The organism is Lysobacter changpingensis (genome assembly GCF_017308985.1).
Classification (GTDB): domain Bacteria; phylum Pseudomonadota; class Gammaproteobacteria; order Xanthomonadales; family Xanthomonadaceae; genus Lysobacter_J; species Lysobacter_J changpingensis.
In genome coordinates this window covers 152864-172361 of record NZ_JADWPE010000001.1, presented here as the reverse complement: position 1 = coordinate 172361, position 19498 = coordinate 152864, and the positions used below count along the sequence as shown (strand labels likewise).

The 19498-nt window shown below is 67.7% G+C and carries 15 protein-coding genes and 2 tRNA genes; 8 read left to right on the top strand and 9 right to left on the bottom strand.

Annotated elements, in window-relative coordinates:
• Positions 1–68: 68 nt before the first annotated feature.
• Positions 69–1526 (top strand): IMP dehydrogenase, encoded by a 1458-nt coding sequence (guaB, locus tag I4U41_RS00725; protein ID WP_206858792.1) that lies wholly within the window; start codon positions 69–71, stop codon positions 1524–1526.
• A 113-nt stretch (positions 1527–1639) separates the two neighbouring features.
• Complete coding sequence (gene guaA / locus I4U41_RS00720; RefSeq protein ID WP_206858785.1) at positions 1640–3205, top strand: glutamine-hydrolyzing GMP synthase; 1566 nt, start codon at positions 1640–1642, stop codon at positions 3203–3205.
• A gap of 283 nt (positions 3206–3488) precedes the next feature.
• Here the strand turns inward: guaA and prpF are convergent, their stop codons facing one another.
• The 3 genes from prpF to acnD all read right to left on the bottom strand — a co-directional run bounded on the left by prpF (position 3489) and on the right by acnD (position 7929).
• A complete protein-coding gene (gene prpF / locus I4U41_RS00715; RefSeq protein WP_206858780.1) occupies positions 3489–4676 on the bottom strand; it encodes a 2-methylaconitate cis-trans isomerase PrpF in 1188 nt (395 codons plus the stop codon).
• Between the two features lie 136 nt (positions 4677–4812).
• Positions 4813–5262, bottom strand: coding sequence for an SRPBCC family protein (locus I4U41_RS00710; RefSeq protein ID WP_206858779.1), 450 nt, complete (start codon positions 5260–5262; stop codon positions 4813–4815).
• Between the two features lie 54 nt (positions 5263–5316).
• Entirely contained in the window at positions 5317–7929 is a 2613-nt protein-coding gene (gene acnD, locus I4U41_RS00705) for a Fe/S-dependent 2-methylisocitrate dehydratase AcnD (RefSeq protein ID WP_206858778.1), read from the bottom strand.
• A gap of 204 nt (positions 7930–8133) precedes the next feature.
• On the opposite strand from acnD, the gene tadA reads away from it, so the two are divergent.
• A complete protein-coding gene (gene tadA / locus I4U41_RS00700; protein ID WP_206858764.1) occupies positions 8134–8649 on the top strand; it encodes a tRNA adenosine(34) deaminase TadA in 516 nt (171 codons plus the stop codon).
• Positions 8650–8828: 179 nt separating this feature from the next.
• On the opposite strand, the gene I4U41_RS00695 is transcribed toward tadA, so the two are convergent.
• Complete coding sequence (locus I4U41_RS00695) at positions 8829–9311, bottom strand: DUF2721 domain-containing protein (RefSeq protein ID WP_206858762.1); 483 nt, start codon at positions 9309–9311, stop codon at positions 8829–8831.
• A gap of 83 nt (positions 9312–9394) precedes the next feature.
• Here I4U41_RS00695 and orn point away from each other — a divergent pair, with 83 nt between their 5' ends.
• Positions 9395–9970: an oligoribonuclease gene (gene orn, locus I4U41_RS00690; protein ID WP_206858759.1), complete on the top strand. Its 576-nt coding sequence runs from the start codon at positions 9395–9397 to the stop codon at positions 9968–9970.
• A gap of 5 nt (positions 9971–9975) precedes the next feature.
• Here orn and I4U41_RS00685 read toward each other — a convergent pair whose 3' ends face one another.
• A complete protein-coding gene (locus I4U41_RS00685) occupies positions 9976–10989 on the bottom strand; it encodes a mechanosensitive ion channel family protein (RefSeq protein WP_206858755.1) in 1014 nt (337 codons plus the stop codon).
• A 114-nt stretch (positions 10990–11103) separates the two neighbouring features.
• Entirely contained in the window at positions 11104–13485 is a 2382-nt protein-coding gene (gene ppsA, locus I4U41_RS00680) for a phosphoenolpyruvate synthase (RefSeq protein ID WP_206858751.1), read from the bottom strand.
• 165 nt (positions 13486–13650) lie between these two features.
• On the opposite strand from ppsA, the gene ppsR reads away from it, so the two are divergent.
• The 4 genes from ppsR to I4U41_RS00660 all read left to right on the top strand — a co-directional run bounded on the left by ppsR (position 13651) and on the right by I4U41_RS00660 (position 15352).
• Positions 13651–14472 (top strand): posphoenolpyruvate synthetase regulatory kinase/phosphorylase PpsR, encoded by an 822-nt coding sequence (gene ppsR / locus I4U41_RS00675; protein ID WP_206858749.1) that lies wholly within the window; start codon positions 13651–13653, stop codon positions 14470–14472.
• Between the two features lie 134 nt (positions 14473–14606).
• Positions 14607–15119, top strand: coding sequence for a DUF1249 domain-containing protein (locus tag I4U41_RS00670; protein ID WP_425492442.1), 513 nt, complete (start codon positions 14607–14609; stop codon positions 15117–15119).
• A 48-nt stretch (positions 15120–15167) separates the two neighbouring features.
• A tRNA-Ala gene (locus tag I4U41_RS00665) sits at positions 15168–15243 on the top strand.
• Between the two features lie 33 nt (positions 15244–15276).
• Positions 15277–15352 (top strand) — tRNA-Glu (locus I4U41_RS00660).
• A 165-nt stretch (positions 15353–15517) separates the two neighbouring features.
• On the opposite strand, the gene cueR is transcribed toward I4U41_RS00660, so the two are convergent.
• The 3 genes from cueR to I4U41_RS00645 form a co-directional block, all read right to left on the bottom strand.
• The gene (gene cueR, locus I4U41_RS00655; RefSeq protein WP_206858743.1) at positions 15518–15979 is read right to left on the bottom strand and encodes a Cu(I)-responsive transcriptional regulator; all 462 of its coding nucleotides are present in this window, start codon (positions 15977–15979) and stop codon (positions 15518–15520) included.
• Between the two features lie 32 nt (positions 15980–16011).
• Positions 16012–18438 carry a heavy metal translocating P-type ATPase gene (locus I4U41_RS00650; RefSeq protein WP_206858730.1) on the bottom strand — a complete coding sequence of 809 codons (2427 nt, stop codon included), beginning with the start codon at positions 18436–18438 and terminating at the stop codon, positions 16012–16014.
• 144 nt (positions 18439–18582) lie between these two features.
• On the bottom strand, positions 18583–19491 hold the full coding sequence (locus tag I4U41_RS00645) for a copper resistance protein B (RefSeq protein WP_242524935.1): 909 nt from the start codon (positions 19489–19491) through the stop codon (positions 18583–18585).
• Between the last annotated feature and the right edge of the window lie 7 nt (positions 19492–19498).

The window sequence follows — 19498 nt, the reverse complement described above, 5'->3', positions numbered from 1 at the left end:
CGAAGCAGGCGTGAGGGACGCCAGACACGCTACAATGTCGCGCTTCATCCGCCTCCCGGCCCCCGCCCATGCTGCGCATCCAGGCTGAAGCACTGACCTACGACGACGTCTCGCTCGTCCCGGCCCATTCGACGGTCCTGCCCAAGGACGTCTCGCTCACGACCCGCCTCACCCGCGACCTGAACATCCGGCTGCCGATCCTTTCGGCCGCGATGGACACGGTCAGCGAAGCGCGCCTGGCCATCGCCATGGCCCAGCTCGGCGGCATCAGCATCATCCACAAGAACATGACGCTGCAAGCGCAGGCCGCGCACGTCGCGCAGGTCAAGAAGTTCGAGGCCGGCGTGATCAAGGAGCCCTTCACCGTCGGGCCCGACACGACGATCGGCGAAGTGCTCAAGCTCACCCGCGCGCGCAACATCTCCGGCGTGCCGGTGGTGGAAGGCGGCCAGCTGATGGGCATCGTCACCAGCCGCGACATGCGCTTCGAAAAGAAGCTCGACGATCCGGTCCGCCACATCATGACCAAGAAGGACCGCCTGGTGACGGTGCGCGAAGGCGCCACCGACGAGGAAGTCCTGAGCCTGCTGCACAAGCACCGCATCGAGAAGGTGCTGGTGGTCAACGACGGCTTCGAGCTGCGCGGCCTGATCACCGTGAAGGACATCCAGAAGAAGTCCGACAACCCCAACGCCGCCTACGACACCAGCGAACGCCTGCTGGTCGGCGCGGCCGTGGGCGTCGGCGGCGACACCGAGGCGCGCGTGGAAGCGCTCGCCGCGGCCGGCGTGGACGTGGTCGTGGTCGATACCGCGCACGGCCATTCGCAGGGCGTGCTCGATCGCGTCAACTGGGTGAAGAAGAACTTCCCGCAGCTGCAGGTCATCGGCGGCAACATCGTCACCGGCGATGCCGCGCTCGCGCTGATGGACAACGGCGCCGACGCGGTGAAGGTCGGCGTCGGCCCGGGTTCGATCTGCACCACCCGCATCGTCGCGGGCGTGGGCGTGCCGCAGGTCACCGCGGTGGCGATGGTCGCCGAAGCGCTGCAGGACCGCATCCCGCTGATCGCCGACGGCGGCATCCGCTACTCGGGCGACATCGGCAAGGCCATCGTGGCCGGCGCCTCGACGGTGATGATCGGCGGCCTGTTCGCCGGCACCGAGGAAGCGCCCGGCGAAGTCGAACTGTTCCAGGGCCGCAGCTACAAGAGCTACCGCGGCATGGGCTCGCTGGGCGCGATGGAGCAGGGTTCGAAGGACCGCTATTTCCAGGATGCCTCCGACGCCGACAAGCTGGTACCGGAGGGCATCGAAGGCCGCGTCCCGTATCGCGGCCCGCTGCGCAACGTCGTGCACCAGCTCGCCGGCGGCCTGCGCGCCACGATGGGCTACGTCGGCTGCGCAAGCATCGAGGACATGCGCAAGAAACCGAGCTTCGTGCGTATCACCAATGCCGGCGCGCGCGAGAGCCACGTGCACGACGTGCAGATCACGAAGGAACCGCCGAATTATCGGGCCAGCTGACGCTGGCCCGACGTGATTCGTGATTCGGGATTGGTGATTCGAAAGAGCCGATCCCGGCACAGTCGCCGGGCTTCTCCTCGAATCACGAATCACCCATCACGAATCACGCCCGAATGACCAACATCCACAGCGACAAGATCCTCATCCTCGATTTCGGCGCGCAGTACACGCAGCTGATCGCCCGCCGCATCCGCGAGATCGGCGTCTACTGCGAAATCTGGGCGTGGGACCACGATCCGGCGGAGATCGCCGCGTTCGGCGCGAAGGGCATCATCCTGTCGGGCGGTCCGGAGTCGACGACGGAAGAAGGTGCACCCCGCGCCCCGCAGGAGGTGTTCGATTCGAACCTGCCGATCCTGGGCATCTGCTATGGCATGCAGACGCTCGCCGCGCAGCTGGGCGGCGCGACCGAAGCGGCCGACGCGCGCGAATTCGGCCACGCTGAAGTCGAACTCGTCGCGCACGACGCGCTGCTGGGTGGGCTGACCGACCACGACGGCGAGCCGCGCATCGACGTGTGGATGAGCCACGGCGACCATGTCGCCAAGGCGCCGCCGGGCTGGACCGTCACCGCCGTAACCGACCGCATCCCGGTCGCCGCGATGGCGCGCGAGGACAAGCGCTGGTACGGCGTGCAGTTCCATCCGGAAGTCACGCACACCAAGCAGGGCCAGACGCTGCTGCGCCGCTTCGTCGCCGACATCTGCGGCTGCAAGACGCTGTGGACCGCGGCGAACATCATCGAGGACCAGATCGCCCGCGTGCGCGAGCAGGTCGGCTCGGACGAGGTGATCCTCGGCCTGTCCGGCGGCGTGGATTCCTCCGTCGTGGCCGCGCTGCTGCACAAGGCGATCGGCGAGCAGCTCACCTGCGTGTTCGTCGACACCGGACTGCTGCGCTGGAACGAAGGCGACCAGGTGATGGCGATGTTTGCCGAGCACATGGGCGTGAAGGTCGTGCGCGTGAACGCCGCCGACCGCTACTTCAAGGCGCTGGCCGGCGTCGAGGATCCCGAAGCCAAGCGCAAGATCATCGGCAACCTGTTCGTCGAGATCTTCGACGAGGAGTCGGCCAAGCTCGCCAACGCGAAGTGGCTGGCGCAGGGCACCATCTACCCGGACGTGATCGAGTCGGCCGGCAGCAAGACCGGCAAGGCGCACGTCATCAAGAGCCACCACAACGTCGGCGGCCTGCCGGAAGACATGAAGCTGCGCCTGGTCGAACCGCTGCGCGAGCTGTTCAAGGACGAAGTGCGCCGCCTCGGCGTCGAACTCGGCCTGCCGCGCGCGATGGTCTACCGTCATCCGTTCCCGGGCCCCGGCCTGGGCGTGCGCATCCTCGGCGAAGTAAAGCGCGAACATGCCGAACTGCTCGCGCGCGCCGACCACATCTTCATCGAAGAGCTGCGCAAGGCCGATCTCTACGACCGCGTGAGCCAGGCCTTCGCCGTGTTCCTGCCGGTGAAGTCGGTGGGCGTGGTCGGCGACGCGCGCGCCTACGAATGGGTGATCGCGCTGCGCGCGGTGGAAACCATCGACTTCATGACCGCGCACTGGGCGCACCTGCCGTACGATTTCCTCGGGCGCGTATCGAACCGCATCATCAACGAGTTGCGCGGCGTGTCGCGCGTCGTGTATGACATCAGCGGGAAGCCGCCGGCCACGATCGAGTGGGAGTGAACGGCTCCGATGTGAAAAGCCCCGCGTTTGCGGGGCTTTTGTATTGACGTTGGCGAAGGTCGAAGATTTGCGTCCTCCTGCAACCGGGATCGCTTCGGCGCCGTCAGTCTCGAACACGCATCGGCCTTTGTAGCCCGCGTAAGCGAAGCGCACCCGGGAAGCCGCCGAATCGCCAAGAGAATCGCAGTTCGCCGGTGCGACGCGCTGCGGCGCGTTCATCGCCACCGGGGCGGATTGGACAGTGGCGCGGTGCGCTCCGCTTGCCCGGGCTACAACTGCGTGTTCAGAACGAATCCGCCGGCACCCGCACCCAGCCTTCCATCAGCACGCGCGCGCTGCGGCTCATGATGGCTTTCGTCACGGTCCACTGTCCGTCGACGAGCTTCACCTGCGCGCCCACGCGCAACGTGCCGGAGGGATGGCCGAAGCGCACCGCCTCGCGTTCGCCACCGCCTGCCGCGCGATTCACCAGCGTGCCGGGAATCGATGCCGCCGTGCCGATGGCGACCGCTGCCGTGCCCATCATCGCGTGATGCAGCTTGCCCATCGACATCGCGCGCGCGCGCAGATCGATGTCGCCGGCCGCCACCTGCTTGCCGCTCGACGCAACGTAGTCGGCCGCCGGCGCGACGAACGCGACCTTCGGCGTGTGCTGGCGGGTCTTCGCTTCGTCCAGGTGTTTGATCAGGCCCATGCGCAGGGCGCCGTGCGCGCGGATCTTCTCGAAGTTCGCCAGCGCGGTGGCGTCCTTGTTGATCGCGTCCTGCAGTTCGCTGCCGGTGTAACCCAGGTCCGCGGCGTCGAGGAAGATCGTGGGAATGCCGGCGGTGATCATCGTCGCCTTGAACGTGCCCACGCCGGGTACTTCCAGGTCGTCGACGAGATTGCCGGTGGGAAACATCGAGCCGCCCGCATCGCCGTCGTCCGACGGATCGAGGAATTCCAGCTGGATTTCCGCGGCGGGGAAGGTCACGCCGTCGAGTTCGAAATCGCCGGTTTCCTGCACCTGCCCGTTCGTCACCGGCACGTGCGCGATGATCGTCTTGCCGATGTTCGCCTGCCAGATGCGCACCGTGCACAGGCCGTCCTGCGGAATGCGATCGGCGTCGATCAGCCCGGCGGCGATCGCGAACGGACCGACCGCCGTGCTCAGGTTGCCGCAGTTTCCGCTCCAGTCGACGAAGGATTCCTCGATGGCCACCTGGCCGTAGAGGTAATCCACATCATGCCCCGGCACGGACGACTTCGAGATGATCACGCACTTGCTGGTGCTCGACGTCGCACCGCCCATGCCGTCGGTGTGCTTGCCGTACGGATCGGGCGAACCGATCACGCGCTGCAGCAGCGCATCGCGCGCCTTGCCGGGCACGCGCGCGGCTTCGGGCAGGTCGTCCAGGCGGAAGAACACGCCCTTGCTGGTGCCGCCGCGCATGTAGGTGGCGGGGATGCGGATCTGCGGTGCGTGGGTCATGGTCTATTCGTTCGTAGGTTGCTTTTCGATGCCATTCCGGCGAAGGCGGAAATCCAACTTGCCGACGCGTCACACTTTCGCAGGTCAAGACATGCCGGAGAGTTGGATCCCCACTTTGCGCGGATGACGCCAGTCATCACGCCCCGTCCGGGATCTCCGGCTCCACCAGCTTCGCCAGCATCTCCAGCGATTCCTGCCAGCCGAGGTAACAGAACTCGACCGGGATCGAATCCGGAATGCCCTTCTGCACGATGCTCACGTCGGTGCCAACCATCCCGGGCTTCAGCGTGACTTCCACTTCCATCGTGCCCGGGAGCTCTGGATTGTCGAACTGGTCGTCGTAGCGCAGCTTTTCGCCCGGGACCATCTCGCGGTATGTGCCGCCGAAGGAATGGCTGCCGCCGGTGCCGAAGTTGGTGAACGACATGCGGTAGCTGCCGCCGACACGCGCGTCCATCGAATGCACGTCGCCGGTGAAGCCATGTGGCGGAAGCCACTTGACCATCGCCGCGGGCGTGATGAAGGCACGGTAGATGCGCTCGGCGGGGGCGCGGATGACGCGGTGCAGGGTGACGGTGCCGGGCATGTCGCTACTCCTTGCGGGTTGGGAAGGGACGTTGCGAAAGCGGGCGCGCGACGGTCAGGCCGCGCGCGCCGACGATTCCAGGAAGTCCTGCGCGAAGCGCTGCAGCACGCCGCCGGCTTCGTAGATCGAGACTTCCTCGTCGCTGTCGAGGCGGCAGGTGACCGGCACCTCCACGCGCTCGCCGTCACGGCGATGGATCACCAGTGTGAGATCCGCGCGCGGCTTGCGCTCGCCGATCACATCGAACGTCTCCGTGCCGTCGATGCGCAGCACGGTGCGGTTGAAGCCGGCCTTGAACTCCAGCGGCAGCACGCCCATGCCGATGAGGTTCGTGCGGTGGATACGCTCGAAACCCTCGGCGACGATCGCCTCCACGCCCGCCAGGCGCACGCCCTTGGCGGCCCAGTCGCGCGAAGAGCCCTGGCCGTAGTCGGCGCCGGCGATGATGATCAGCGGCTGCTTGCGTTCCATGTAGGTTTCGATCGCTTCCCACATGCGCACGACCTGGCCGTCCGGTTCGATGCGCGCCAGCGACCCCTTCTTCACTTCGCCGTCGACCACGGCCATCTCGTTGACCAGCGTGGGATTGGCGAACGTCGCGCGCTGCGCGGTGAGGTGGTCGCCGCGATGCGTCGCGTACGAATTGAAGTCCTCTTCCGGCAGGCCCATTTTCGCCAGGTATTCGCCGGCGGCGCTGTTGCGCAGGATCGCGTTCGATGGCGACAGATGGTCGGTGGTGATGTTGTCGCCCAGCACCGCCAGTGGGCGCAGGCCGCGCAGCGTGCGCTCGCCGGCCAGCGCGCCCTCCCAGTAAGGCGGACGGCGGATGTAGGTGCTCTGCGGGCGCCAGTCGTACAGCGGGCTGACGCGCTCGCCATGTTCGACGCGGAGGTTGAACATCGGCTCATAGACGCGGCGGAACTGCTCCGGCTTCACGCTTTGCGCGACGATGGCGTCGATCTCCTCGTCGCTCGGCCAGATGTCCTTGAGCGTGACCGGCTTGCCGTCGGCGTCCGTGCCCAGCGCGTCGCGTTCGATATCGAAACGCACGGTGCCTGCGATGGCGTAGGCGACCACCAGCGGCGGCGAGGCGAGGAAGGCCTGCTTCGCGTACGGATGGATGCGCCCGTCGAAGTTGCGATTGCCCGACAGCACCGCCGTCGCGTACAGGTCGCGGTCGATGATTTCCTGCTGGATCGCCGGATCCAGCGCGCCCGACATGCCGTTGCACGTCGTGCATGCGAACGCGACGATGCCGAAGCCGAGCCGTTCGAGTTCCGGCAGCAGCTTCGCGTCTTCCAGGTACAGCTGCACGGCCTTCGAGCCCGGCGCGAGCGAGGTCTTCACCCACGGCTTGCGCGTGAGGCCGCGCGCGTTCGCGTTGCGCGCGAGCAGGCCGGCGGCGATCACGTTGCGCGGGTTGCTGGTGTTGGTGCAGCTGGTGATGGCGGCGATGATCACCGCGCCGTCGGGCATAAGGCCTTCGGCTTCCTGGGCGCGCGCGGCATCGAGGTTGCCGGCGATGCCGCGCTCGGTAAGGTCGGACGTCGGCAGGCGCTTGTGCGGATTCGACGGCCCGGCCATGTTGCGCACGACGCTCGACAGGTCAAACGTCAGCGTGCGCTCGTACTGCGCGTGCTTCAGGTCGTCGGCCCACAGTCCTGCGGTCTTCGCGTAGTTTTCCACCAGCTTCACCTGCGCGTCGTCGCGGCCGGTGAGTCGCAGGTACTCCAGCGTCTGGTCGTCGATGAAGAACATCGCCGCCGTCGCGCCGTACTCCGGCGCCATGTTCGAGATCGTCGCGCGATCGCCGAGCGTCAGGCTCGCGGCGCCTTCGCCACGGAATTCCAGGTACGCGCCGACGACCTTTTCCTTGCGCAGGAATTCGGTGAGCGCGAGCACGATGTCGGTCGCGGTGATGCCGGGCTGGCGCTTGCCGGTGAGTTCGACGCCGACGATGTCCGGCAGGCGCATCCACGACGCGCGGCCGAGCATGACGTTTTCGGCTTCAAGCCCGCCGACGCCGATCGCGATGACGCCCAGCGCATCGACGTGCGGCGTGTGACTGTCGGTGCCGACGCAGGTGTCGGGGAACGCGACGCCGCCTTGCGACTGGATCACCGGCGACATCTTTTCGAGGTTGATCTGATGCATGATCCCGTTGCCCGGCGGGATCACGTCGACGTTCTCGAATGCGCGCTTGGTCCACTCGATGAAATGGAAGCGGTCCTCGTTGCGGCGATCCTCGATGGCGCGGTTCTTCGCGAACGCATCGGGGTCGTAGCCGCCGCATTCGACGGCGAGCGAATGGTCGACGATCAGCTGCACCGGCACGACCGGGTTCACCTTCGCCGGATCGCCGCCCTGGTCGGCGATGGCGTCGCGCAGGCCGGCCAGATCCACCAGCGCCGTCTGGCCGAGGATGTCGTGGCATACCACGCGCGCGGGGAACCACGGGAAGTCGAGGTCGCGGCGGCGTTCGATGAGCTGCTTCAGCGAGGCGACCAGCGTGGTCGGATCGCAGCGTCGCACCAGATTCTCGGCCAGCACGCGCGAGGTGTAGGGCAGGCCGGCCCAGGCGCCGGGCGCGATGGCCTCGACCGCCTCGCGCGCGTCGAAATACTCCAGCGACGTGCCGGGCAGCGGTTTGCGGTGTTGGGAGTTCATGGGCGTGGAATTCATGGACGAAGCGCGGTCCTGGTTTGGCGGGCGGCCGTGGCGCGGGGCCGTCGGTGGCTGGCTGTCCGCGAGGCGCGGGGAACGTCAATTTTAGCGGTTCCAAGCGCGCGGCGGCTGATCGAATGGGGCGCAACGAGCGGGATTCGCGCCTGGAGCGTGGCGGGGGCGCGCGGGCTCGGGCATCCTGTCGCGATGGTTCAGGAAACGACGAATACCCGGCCTGCGGACGACGACGAGCGCTGGATGCGCCACGCGATGGCGCTGGCCGAACGCGCCGAGCGCGAGGACGACGAGATCCCGGTCGGCGCGGTGCTGGTGTCCGCTGACGGCGAGGTGCTGGGCGCGGGCTGGAATCGCAACATCACGCTGCGCGATCCGACCGCGCACGCGGAGATCGTCGCGATGCGCGAAGCCGGGCAGCGCGTGGGCAATCACCGCCTGCTCGGTTCGACCCTGTACGTGACGCTGGAGCCGTGCGCGATGTGCGCGATGGCGATGGTGCACGCGCGCGTGTCGCGGGTGGTGTACGGCGCACGCGATCCGAAGACCGGCGCGGCGGGAAGCGTGTTCGACCTGCTGGCCGATCCGCGCCACAACCACCGCGTGCAGGTCACAGGCGGTGTGCTGGGCGAGGAGTCTGGTGCGCGGTTGACGGCGTATTTCAGGCGCAAGCGGGGGAAGGTGACCCCCGCGTCGCCGCAAGGCTAGGCGTTTGTAGCCCGGGCAAGCGAAGCGCACCCGGGTTGGGCGGGACAGGTCCCGGGTGCGCTTCGCTTACCGGGGCTACAAGAGCGGTCACGCGCCATCGTCGCAGGCATCGCAAGCGCGCGTTGACTCTCCACCACCCTCACCCCAACCCCTCCCCGGAAGGAGAGGGGCTGAAAGCCTCACTCCCGCATTTCAAGCCTATCCTTCGCGAGCTGCTCGTCCAGCTCCCGATCCAGCATCCGCAGCCCCAGCTTCGCCTCATGCCCGAGGCAAAGCGACGCCGCGAACATCAGCAGCACACCCACCACCGCAAGCCCGGTCGGCACCAGATCCAGCCGATAACCGAAGAACGCATCCACCGCGATGCCCAGGCTGGTGCCGACGAACGCGCTGATCGCGGCATACAGCATCCGCACCGACGCCAGCACCAGGTAGGAGCGGCGGCGATGGATCGCGATCCGTGCTTCCTGCTCCACGCGCGCCGGGCCCTGCGGCAGGCCGCGCAGGACCTCGATGTCCGCACGCATCCGGTCCACGACGCGCGCGAGCCGGTTGTTCGAGGAGATCAGCATGGAACTGGCGGCGGTCAGGAAGAACGCCGGGGTGATCATGGCCGAGACGACGGCGTAGTGCGAAGGATCGATCGCGACGGGCGAGGGCATGCGTGGCGTTTCCGTGAGCGCGGCGCGAAGCCGACGGGCGGGCTGGCTGTATGATGCGCCGGACCTCATTCCAGTGCGAGCGCATGGCGGCCGTCCCTTCACCGAACGACGAACACCTGATCTGGATCGACCTGGAAATGACCGGGCTGGACACCGATCGCGACTCCATCCTCGAGATCGCCACGGTGGTCACCGACAAGCAGCTCAACGTGTTGGCCGAAGGGCCGGAACTGGCGATCGCGCATCCGCTCGCGCGACTGGAAGCGATGGACGAGTGGAACCGCAACCAGCACGGGCGTTCGGGCCTGTGGCAGCGCGTGCTCGACAGCAAGGTTTCACTGGCCGATGCCGAAACGCAGACGCTGGCGTTCCTGCAGCACTGGGTGCCGGCCGGCAAGTCGCCGATGTGCGGCAATTCGATCTGCCAGGACCGCCGCTTCCTGCATCGCCTGATGCCGCGGCTGGAGAGGCATTTCCATTACCGCAACCTCGACGTCAGCACCATCAAGGAACTCGCGCGCCGCTGGGCGCCGGACGTGCTCGCCGGCGTCAACAAGGACGCGCGCCACACCGCGCTCAGCGACGTGCGCGATTCCATCGCCGAACTGCGCCACTACCGCGGCTTCATGGGCCGCCTCGGCGGCGACCCGCTGCCCTGAGATCCTCAGCGCGGACCGGGCGGCGTCTGCTGCTCGGGTGAGGGCGACGAGGTCGAGGACTGCTCCTCGGGCGACGGCGTCTGCGAGGCATCGGTCACCCCCGCCGCGCTGGTCACCGACGATTGCACCGCTTCGAGCACGCGCCGCTGCGCGCGGATGTCGCGCTGTGCCTGCTGGATGCTGATGCCGGCCTTGTCGAACGCCTTCTTGATGCGCTCGTTGAGGTCGCACCTGGTCGCGAAATGGTCGGCGTTGCTGACGTGGCAGCGCACCCCCAGGCGCACCGCGATGTCGGCCAGCTCGTACACGACGACGTCGGGCGCCGGCGTCTCGTGGATGCGCTTGTCGGCCTGCATGATCCGCATGATCGCGGCGCGCGCCGCGTCGATGTCGTCCTCGTAGCCGATGCCGATGATCAGCTCGATGCGGCGCACCGTGTCCGGCGTGAGGTTCACGATCGGCGCGGTGGTGATGAGGTTGTTCGGCAGCACGATGGTCTGGTTGTCGGCGCCGCGCAGCTTCGTCTGGAAGATGCTCACCGCCTCGACCGTGCCGCTGCTGCCGCCGATCTGCACGACGTCGCCGACGCGGAACGGCTTGAGCGTCACCAGCATCACGCCCGAAGCCACGTTCGACAGCGAATCCTTCAGCGCCAGGCCGATCGCAAGACCCGCGGCGCCGAGGATCGCGATGAAGGAGGTCGGCGCGATGCCGAAGAAGCCCTGCAGGATCGCCAGCAGCAGCACGATCAGCAGCGCGATGTAGATCACGCGGCTGATGAACTGCAGCGACGTGGCTTCGACATGCGCGCGCGTGAGGCCGCGGCCGGCGGCGCGCACGATCCACTTGGCGATGTGGTGGCCGATGTAGAAGACGAGCAGGGCGCCGCCGACCTTGATGCCCACGTCGATCGCCCAGGCCCAGAACTGGTCGGCGGTCATCGCGCTGAGATGGACGGGCGGCGCGAGCCCGTTGGCGAGATCGGGCAGCGTGGGCTTCGGCGTGGATGCGGCGGTCAAGACTGCCTCCTTCGATGCATCGGCAGGGAACGGCGGGCGAGGTGCCCTCACAAAATACGACGCCCCGCATAAGCGGGGCGTCGATGCGGCGATGCGGGCCTCAACGGCGCGCGATCACGCCACGGCCTTCGCCTTGGCCTTCGCCAGGCGCAGCCAGGTATCGACGACGGTGTCGGGATTGAGCGACACCGACTCGATACCCTGTTCCATCAGCCATTGCGCCAGGTCCGGATGATCGCTCGGGCCCTGGCCGCAGATGCCGACGTACTTGCCCTTCGCGCGCGCGGCCTTGATTGCCAGCGACAGCAGCTTCTTCACCGCCGGATCGCGCTCGTCGAAGAGCTTGGCGACAATGCCCGAATCCCGGTCCAGGCCCAGCGTGAGCTGCGTCAGGTCGTTCGAACCGATGGAGAAGCCGTCGAAGATCTCGAGGAATTCGTCGGCAAGCAGTGCGTTGGACGGCACCTCGCACATCATGATGATCTTCAGCCCGTCCTTGCCCTGTTCCAGGCCATTGGAACGCAGCACCTCGACCACCTTGCGGCCTTCGTCCAGCGTGCGCACGAACGGGATCATCACCCAGCAGTTGGTCAGGCCCATCTGCTCGCGCACCTTCAGCACCGCGCGGCATTCCAGCGCGAAGGCCTCGGTGAAGCTCGGATCGACGTAACGGCTGGCGCCGCGGAAGCCGATCATCGGGTTTTCCTCATGCGGCTCGTAGCGCGAGCCGCCGATGAGGTTGGCGTACTCGTTGGACTTGAAGTCCGACAGGCGCACGATCACCGGATACGGCGCGAACGACGCGGTGATCGTCGCGATGCCTTCGGCCAGGCGGTCCACGTAGAAATCGACCGGGCTGGCGTAGCCGGCCATCTTCTCGTCGATCTTCTTCTTCGTCGCGGCATCCTGCTGGTCGTATTCGAGCAGCGCCTTGGGGTGCACGCCGATGTGGCTGGCGATGATCATTTCCAGGCGCGCCAGGCCCACGCCCGCGTGCGGCAGCATCGCGAAGTCGAACGCGCGCTCGGGGTTGGCGACGTTCATCATCACCTTGAGCGGCGCCTCGGGCATCTTGTCGAGGTCGGCCACGTGGCGCTCGAAGGGCAGGGTGCCCTTGTAGATGAAGCCGGTATCGCCTTCGGCGCAGCTCACCGTGACTTCCTGGCCGTCCTGGATGGTGTCCAGCGCGTTGCCGGTGCCCACGACCGCCGGCACGCCGAGTTCGCGCGCGATGATCGCCGCGTGGCAGGTGCGGCCGCCGCGGTTGGTGACGATGGCCGCCGAACGCTTCATCACCGGCTCCCAGTCGGGGTCGGTCATGTCGGCGACGAGCACGTCGCCCGGCTGTACGCGGTTCATGTCGGCCAGCGAGCGCACGACGCGCGCCACGCCGGTGCCGATCTTCTGGCCGATGGCGCGGCCTTCGCACACCACGTCGCCGCGCTGGGTGAGCTGGTAGCGCTCGATCTGCGTGGCGTGGCCGCGCGACTTCACCGTCTCCGGACGCGCCTGCACGATGAAGAGCTTGCCGCTCACGCCGTCCTTCGCCCATTCGATGTCCATCGGACGGCCATAGTGCTTCTCGATCGTCAGCGCCTGGCGCGCGAGTTCGTGCACGTCCTCGTCGCTGATGGAGAACGTGTTGCGAAGATCTGCCGGCGTTTCCTCGGTGCGCACGCGCTCGCCGGGCGTGTCGGAATAGACCATGCGCAGCTGCTTGGCACCCATGCCGCGGCGCAGGATGGCCTGCTTGCCCTGCAGCAGCGTCGGCTTGTAGACGTAGAACTCGTCCGGATTCACCGCGCCCTGCACGACCATTTCGCCCAGGCCATAGCTTGAGGTGATGAAGACGACGTCACGGAAACCCGATTCGGTGTCGAGCGTGAAGAGCACGCCGGAGGAGCCGACGTTGGAGCGCACCATCAGCTGCACGCCGGCCGAGAGGAACACGTCCTCGTGCTTGAAGCCGTGGTGCACGCGGTAGGCGATCGCGCGGTCGTTGTACAGCGAAGCGAAGACTTCCTTGACCTTGTGCACGACGTCGTCGGCACCGGTCACGTTGAGGAAGGTTTCCTGCTGGCCGGCGAAGGACGCGTCCGGCAGGTCCTCGGCGGTGGCGGAGGAGCGCACGGCCACGGCGACGTCGCCACCGCCGTTCTCGTCGCACAGCTGGCGGTAGGCCTTGCGGATGTCCGCATCCAGATCAGGCTGCAGCGGCGCGTCGATCACCCAGCCGCGGATCTCGCCGCCGGCGGCGGTGAGCGCGTTGACGTCCTCGACATCCAGCGAAGCCAGCTTGTCGTAGATGCGCTGGTGCAGGTTGTTGTGCGCGATGAAGGCCTTGAAGGCCTCGGCCGTGGTGGCGTAGCCGCCGGGCACGGAGACGCCCAGGTTCGAGAGGTTGCCGATCATCTCGCCCAGCGAGGAGTTCTTGCCGCCGACGCGGGCCAGATCGGTGAGGCGCAGCGCGTGCAGCCAGAGGATGTTCTCGTTCAAGCGGGCGATCTCCAGGCGATCGAACAGGGAAGTCGGTGTGCGGCCGGCGCGCCCTCGGCGCGTGCCGCGCAACGATCCGGATATGATCGCCCGGGCGCCGGAGGCAGACAAGCTTGATTCATCGGCGTTTTTTGTATTGTGAACGCCCAGTTCAGGAGAAAACCGATGGCCGGCGTGCGTCCCGTCTTCTATGTATCCGATGGTACCGGTATCACGGCCGAGACCATCGGCCACAGCCTGTTGACCCAGTTCACCCAGACGCGCTTCGTCACCGACCGCATCCCGTTCGTGGACAGCGTGGGCCGCGCGCATGAAGTGGGCGAGAAGATCCGTGCCGCCGCCGAGTCCTACGGCGTGCGCCCGGTGGTGATCAATTCGTGCATGGACGCGGAGGTCAGCGCCGCGCTGGCCGAGAGCGGGGCGCTGATGCTGGACGTGTTCGCGCCCTTCATCGAGCCGCTGGAGCGCGAACTGGAGCAGACTCGCGAGCGCCGCATCGGCCAGGCGCACGGCATGGTCGATTTCGACACCTACCACCGCCGCATCAACGCGATGAACTTCGCCCTGACCCATGACGACGGGCAGAGCATCGATTACGACGATGCGGACCTGGTGCTGGTTGCGGTATCGCGCGCCGGCAAGACGCCGACCTGCGTGTACCTGGCGCTGCATTACGGCGTGCGTGCGGCCAACTACCCGCTGACCGAGGAAGACCTGGAGCACGACCGCCTGCCGCCGCGCCTGCGGCCGTACCGGAACAAGCTGTTCGGGCTCACCATCGATCCGGTGCGGCTGCAGCAGATCCGCCAGGAACGCCGGCCGAATTCGCGCTACGCCCAGCTGGAAACCTGTCGGCGGGAAGTGGCCGCCGCCGAGGCGATGTTCCGCGCCGAGCGCATTGCGACGCTGAGCACGACCAATACCTCGATCGAGGAAATCTCGAGCAAGGTCCTGACCACGCTGGGAATCCACCGCGAGATGTTCTGAACGGCGGGGCGCCGGAAAGCCCGGGAAAAACCGTGGCGGGGAATGCTTACCGTAGGCCGATGGCCGGCACGCGTCAACGCTGCCGCGCGGAGGTTGTGCCGTGTAGCATCGCCTCCATATCGGTGTCCATGCCCATGTCCCTTGCCACCCGTCGCGCACGCATTCCCCGGCTCAGCCGCTTCGGCTGGCTGATGGGGCTGTACGCCGAAAACCATGTCCGCTTCTCGCGCCTGTTCCCGTCCACGGCGCTGGCGGTCGGTACGTATCGATCCAGCGTCGGCGATGGACTGGACCTTCAGCTGGACGTGATCGAACGCCATCCGTACACGACCGAGCTGCGCCTGACCTACGCGATGCGCGATCCGGTCACCGGCGAGCAGGATCCGTCGGCCTACCTGCGCCTGTACCACGACGCGCGCCAGCTCGAAGTCACGAACTGTTACGTCGGCCGTCGCTGGCAGGACGTCATCGGCATGTACCCGCCGGCGGCGGAAGTGCTCGACCACCGCACGCGGATGAACACGTTCCTCGGAAAGTGGCTCGAGTATCTGGCGGAGCGGGGACATGGTGTGGCAACATTGCGCCCCGTTGACGCCGGCACCACCGCCGGCGACTTCGACGAAAAAAATCTGGCAGCGAACGCTTGACGACATCGCTGAACGCCCGCTAGAATTTTCGTCTTTCCAGCAGCAAGTGGGGCCATAGCTCAGCTGGGAGAGCGCCTGCATGGCATGCAGGAGGTCGCCGGTTCGATCCCGGCTGGCTCCACCATCTCTTCGGGGATGATGCTGAAAAACCAGTTTTGTCCCCATCGTCTAGAGGCCTAGGACATTACCCTTTCACGGTAGCGACCGGGGTTCGAATCCCCGTGGGGACGCCAAATGGTTGACGACGCAGGGCTCCGGAAACGGGGCCCTGCGGCGTTTTGTGCGTTTGGTTTTTTACTCGGGCTTGGTGATTGGTGATTGGATCGATGATCCGCGAATCCACTTCACCGTCATCCCGCGAAGGCCGGGATCCGGGCCCTCACCCTGCAGGCACTCCCTCACTCGCCGTCATCACCCCGTGGCGGCTTCGCAAGATCTTCCAGGATCGGACACTCCGGACGCTCATCGCCGTGGCATCGCAGCGCGAGGTCCTGCAGCGTCCGCTGCATCGCCTGCATTTCGGCGATCTTTTCCGCCAGTTCGTCCACGTGCGCCTGAGCCAGGCGCTTCACTTCCGCGCTGGCACGCGAGCGGTCGTCCCACAGGCCGAGCAGCGCCTCGATCTGTTTGATCGAAAACCCGAGCCCGCGCGCGCGGCGGATGAAGGCGAGTCGATGCAGGTCGGCTTCGTTGTAGAGGCGATAGCCGGCGAAAGTACGGCCGGCGGGCGGGATCAGGCCGATGCTTTCGTAGTGCCGGATCATCTTCGCGCTCACGCCGCTCAGTCGCGCGGCTTCGCCGATGTTGTGCAGGCCCTGGTCGCGTGCGTCGGCGAGTTCGGGTCGTGGCATGCGGGGCATGAGCGGCTCCTTGCGATTCAAACGTGCGTGGTTCATGACGAAGTGCGGTTCAAACGCGATGTGGGGCGCCAGCGACGCAGCAGCAGTGCATTGGTGACGACGCTGACCGACGAGAACGCCATCGCCGCGCCGGCGATCACCGGATCGAGCAGTCCGAACGCCGCCAGCGGCAGGCCGACGACGTTGTAGACGAAGGCCCAGAACAGGTTCTGGTGGATCTTGCGCGTGGTGCGGCGCGAGATTTCGATGGCATCGGCGACCAGCACGGGCTCGGCGCGCATCAGCGTCACGCCGGCGGCATGCATGGCGACGTCGGCGCCGCTGCCCATGGCGATGCCGACATCCGCGGCGGCCAGTGCGGGCGCGTCGTTGATGCCGTCGCCGACCATCGCGACCGTGCCGTCGCGACGCAGTCGTACGATCGCGTTCGCCTTCTCTTCCGGCAACACGTTGGCGCGCACATCGTCGATGCCCAGCTGCGCGGCGATCGCGCGCGCCGCGCCTTCGTGGTCGCCCGACACCATCACCGTGCGCAGTCCCAGCGCATGCAGGCGTTCGATCGCGTCGCGCGCGCCGGGCCGCGGCATGTCGCGGAACGCGAGCAGCCCGTGCAGGCGAGGGCGTTCGCCGTGTTCGCCGACGGCGACCCACGACACCGTGTGACCGCTGGCGGCCAACGCTTCGGCGCGTGGCGACAGCAATGCGGTATCGACGTCCGCTTCGCGCATCATCCGTTCGCTGCCGATGAGCACCGCTTGCGTGTCGATGTCTCCGCGCACGCCTCGACCGGGCACCGCATGGATGCCGCGCGCCGAGACCGCCGGCGCGTCCTGCGCCGCCTGCAGCACCGCCGCGGCGAGCGGGTGTTCGCTGCCGCGCTGCACTGCCGCGGCCCGGGCCAGCAGCGATGCGGTGTCGCCATCGAGCGCGACCGCTTCGGTCAACGTCGGCCGGCCCTGCGTCAGCGTGCCGGTCTTGTCGAAGGCGACGATGTCGATGCGCTGCGCGGTTTCCAGCGCCTGCGCGTCCTTGATCAGGATGCCGGCGCGCGCGGCGACGCCGGTGCCGGCCATGATCGCGGTCGGCGTTGCCAGGCCCAGCGCGCACGGGCAGGCGATGACGAGCACCGCGACGGCGTTGAGCAGCGCCTGGTTCCAGTCGCCGGTCGCAAGACCCCAGCCGAGCAGCGTGACCAGCGCGATGCCGAGCACCACCGGCACGAACACCGCGCTGACGCGATCGACGATGCGCTGGATCGGCGCCTTCTGCGCCTGCGCGTCCTCGACCAGGCGGATGATGCGGGCCAGTGCGCTTTCCGCGCCGACGGCGGTGGTTTCCACCACGATGCGGCCTTCGCCGTTCACCGCGCCGCCGGTGACGCGTTCGCCTTCCGAACGCGCGACCGGCAGCGATTCGCCGGTCAGCATGGATTCGTCGACGTGCGTGCGGCCTTCCAGGATGCGGCCGTCGGCGGGAATGCGTTCGCCCGGACGCACGACGAGTTCGTCGCCCACGCGCACCTGCGCCAGCGGGACGTCGGTTTCGATGCCGTCGCGACGCACGCGCGCGGTCGCTGGACGCAGCGCCTGCAACGCGCGGATCGCGGCGGTGGTCTGGCGACGCGCGCGCGTTTCCAGGCGCTTGCCGAGCAGGACCAGCGCGATCACCACGGCGGATGCCTCGAAATACAGCGGCGCGTGATGTCCGCCTTCGAGCAGATGCCACACGCTGAGCCCGTAACCGGCGCTGGTGCCGAGCGCGACCAGCAGGTCCATGTTGCCGCTGCGCGCCTTCAGCGCATGCCAGCCGGCACGATAGAAACGCGCGCCGAGCCAGAACTGCACCGGCGTCGCCAGCGCGAACTGCACCCAGCCCGGCAGCATCGCGTGCACGCCGAACGGCATCGCCAGCATCGGCAGGACCAACGGCAGCGACAGCGCGAGGGCGAGCCAGAGATGGCGGCGTTCGCGTGCATCGCTTTCGTCGGTCGCGTCGTCGTGCGGTTCGCCCGTGGCGTCGGCGGACTCCGCGTCCGGAGCACTCGCGCGATAGCCGGCCTTTTCGACGGCGTCGACCAGCGCTTCGATCGACACCGACGGCAGCACGCGCACGTGCGCGCGTTCGGTGGCGAGGTTGACGTTCGCTTCGATCACGCCCGGCACGGCCCGCAGGGCCTTTTCGATGCGGCCGACACAGGAGGCGCAGGTCATGCCGCCGACGCGCAGTTCGAACGTGCGCTCCGGAACCGAGTAGCCGCTGCGTTCGACGGCCCGGGTGAGGACGGGCGCCGCGACGCTGCCGTCGGTGGCGACATCGGCGGTCTCGGTGGCGAGGTTCACGGTCGCGCGCAGCACGCCCGGCACGGCGCCGAGGGCGCGTTCGATGCGGCCCGCGCACGAGGCGCAGGTCATGCCGGCGATCGGCAGGCGCAGGGCGGTGGTGGTGGTGGCGGTATTCATGCGTGCTCCATCGGGTGCGAGCTCCATGGGAGCCGGGATGGACGCAGCCTGAGCCTTCCCACGATGGGAAGGTCAACGCACCGCCGACCGCCGCCGCCGTGGAAACGGGGCAGGACCGGCCGGCGGTGCGTCGCGACGCGCATGTCAGAACCAGAGCCGCAGGCCAGCGACGACGCGGGTGTCCTCGACGTGCTCGCCTTCGTCGCGACGATGGTCGGCGGTGCCTCCGTACGCGCGTTCCCACACCAGCCCGACGTAGGGGGCGAACCGGCGGGTGAACTCGTAGCGCAGGCGCAGGCCGGCCTCGGCCGTGGACAGGCCCGAGCCCGTGCCGCGCACCGGATCGTCCTTGCCGAATGCTTCCAGCTCCACGCGCGGCTGCAGGATCAGCCGGTTGGTCAGCAGCACCTCGTACTCGGCCTCGACGGTTGCCGCGGTCGCGCCGCCTTCGCCGAGATACGCGGTCGCGCTCACTTCGAACTTGTACGGCGCCAGCCCCTGCACGCCGAAAGCGGCCCAGTCGCGCGACGGGCCGGGCTTGAAGTCGTGCTTCAGTCCCGCGACCACGTCCCACCACGGTGTGACGCTGCGCCCGTAGAGCACTTCCAGGTCGGCCGATTCGGTGCGTCCGCGTTCGCGTTCGCCCTCGCTGCGCAGCCACAGGCGGTTGAGGTCGGAGCCGACCCACGCCTGCGCTTCCCAGGCTTCGCCGCGACCGTCGTCGAGGTCCACCGCCTCCAGACGATCGAACAACACGAAGGTGTTGATCTCCGGCGCGTGGTGCATGCCGTGCGCGATCGGCGGGAACGCGGCGGCGCGATCCGCGTCGGTGACGGGCGGGATCGGTTCCACCGGTTCATCGCGCCCGCCGTGTCCCATCGCGGCGTGATCGACGTGCTGCTGGTGCGCGTCGTGGTCCATCGCGGCGTGATCGTGCGACGTCGACGGTTCCGGCTGCTGCGGCGGCGCGTGGTGATGCGAATGGTCCTGCGCCCAGGCCGGCGCCAGCGCGAGCGACAACGCGCAGGCCAACACGCCACGTGACGCGTTCATGCGTATC